At 62.4% G+C, this 1,074-nt stretch carries 2 protein-coding genes and 1 pseudogene; all 3 read left to right on the top strand.

Features of this window, described 5'->3' with window-relative positions; all coding sequences use genetic code 11:
* Positions 1-475 (top strand): annotated as a pseudogene (locus tag CEY09_RS31755) (hypothetical protein); the annotation flags it as partial.
* Entirely contained in the window at positions 468-806 is a 339-nt protein-coding gene (locus CEY09_RS31750; protein ID WP_175216798.1) for a hypothetical protein, read from the top strand. The pseudogene CEY09_RS31755 and the gene CEY09_RS31750, both read left to right, overlap by 8 nt.
* 94 nt (positions 807-900) lie before the next feature.
* Positions 901-1,071 carry a hypothetical protein gene (locus tag CEY09_RS32680; protein ID WP_234818452.1) on the top strand — a complete coding sequence of 57 codons (171 nt, stop codon included), beginning with the start codon at positions 901-903 and terminating at the stop codon, positions 1,069-1,071.
* Positions 1,072-1,074 lie beyond the last annotated feature (3 nt).

The following is a 1,074-nucleotide window of genomic DNA, read 5'->3' as shown; positions in this document are numbered from 1 at the left end:
GATCGCGTCCGGCGAGCTGCCCGTGAAGTATCTGGGCTGGCACCGCGCCGACGTGATGCGCGATTTGATCGAGCAGCCTCGCCCCTCGGATGACAAGCTTTGGGATCAGACGCTGGCCGAGCGCGACGAGTACCACGACATGGCCGACAAGCTGGCGAACGCCATTGCTGACCATCTGCTGGTCGAGATCGGCGAGCACAGCAGCAGCAATTGCCCCTGGATGCGCGCCCTTGAAGCAATCGAGAATGCCGCGCCCCAGGCCAGCGACGCGGTGCGCAATCAGGCGCTGGAGGAAGCGGCGCAAACGGCCTACAAGGCGTTGTTTCCAACGAATGACCGGAGCGATTGGACGGAGTTCGCGGAAAGCGCGTCCTTCAATGCGAAATATGCGGCCCAATGCATCCGCGCCCTCAAATCTCAGAGCGCCGCCCTGTCCGCGCAACCGGGAGCGCAGAAGGAGCAGAGCGATGTCTGACGCGACCACCGCATGGCTGCAAAGCCACGCCCATCTGCCCCCGTTCCTGCGCGATTTCCACGATCAGAAAGACCTGTTCCAGGCCATGCACGAAATCATCGACATGCAGAGCAATACGATTGCCCGCAAGGTCGACTGGGTAAAGGGTCAGGTCTACGTCATCGACGTTTTTCTCTGGTTCATGGCGCGACGTGGCTACACGCTCCAGCGCAGCCGCGCCAAGGTCCCCTTCCGTGACCTGCATGAAGACGTGGCGAACGTCCGTGAACGGCGAATGTCTCGTGCCCTTCCCCACCCCAAGCAGCACAACGACGGAGGCGCGGATGAGTGAAATCGAACAGATCGTGCGTACGGCTTACCGGGCTCCTACGCGGGGCCGGACTTACCTCAACCCTCGGTCGGCGGCGAAGGCAGAAGCCGCCGCGATGCTCCAGGACCGATACCCGACTGAGAACGCGGAATATGAAGACGGCCATTGCTACTACCCCGGCTTTCACTGGAGCAGCGACGAACGCCTGATGCGCGTCCACAAGCGGCTGACGCGGCTCATCCTTCGAGCCTTGCGCCGCGCCACCACCGACAACAAGGAGCAGTAATGG

It is taken from the genome of Achromobacter marplatensis, from assembly GCF_002209535.1.
Taxonomy (GTDB): Bacteria; Pseudomonadota; Gammaproteobacteria; order Burkholderiales; family Burkholderiaceae_B; genus Achromobacter; species Achromobacter marplatensis.
The sequence above is the reverse complement of the archived record's forward strand: the minus strand, read 5'-3'. Positions and strand labels throughout refer to the sequence as shown.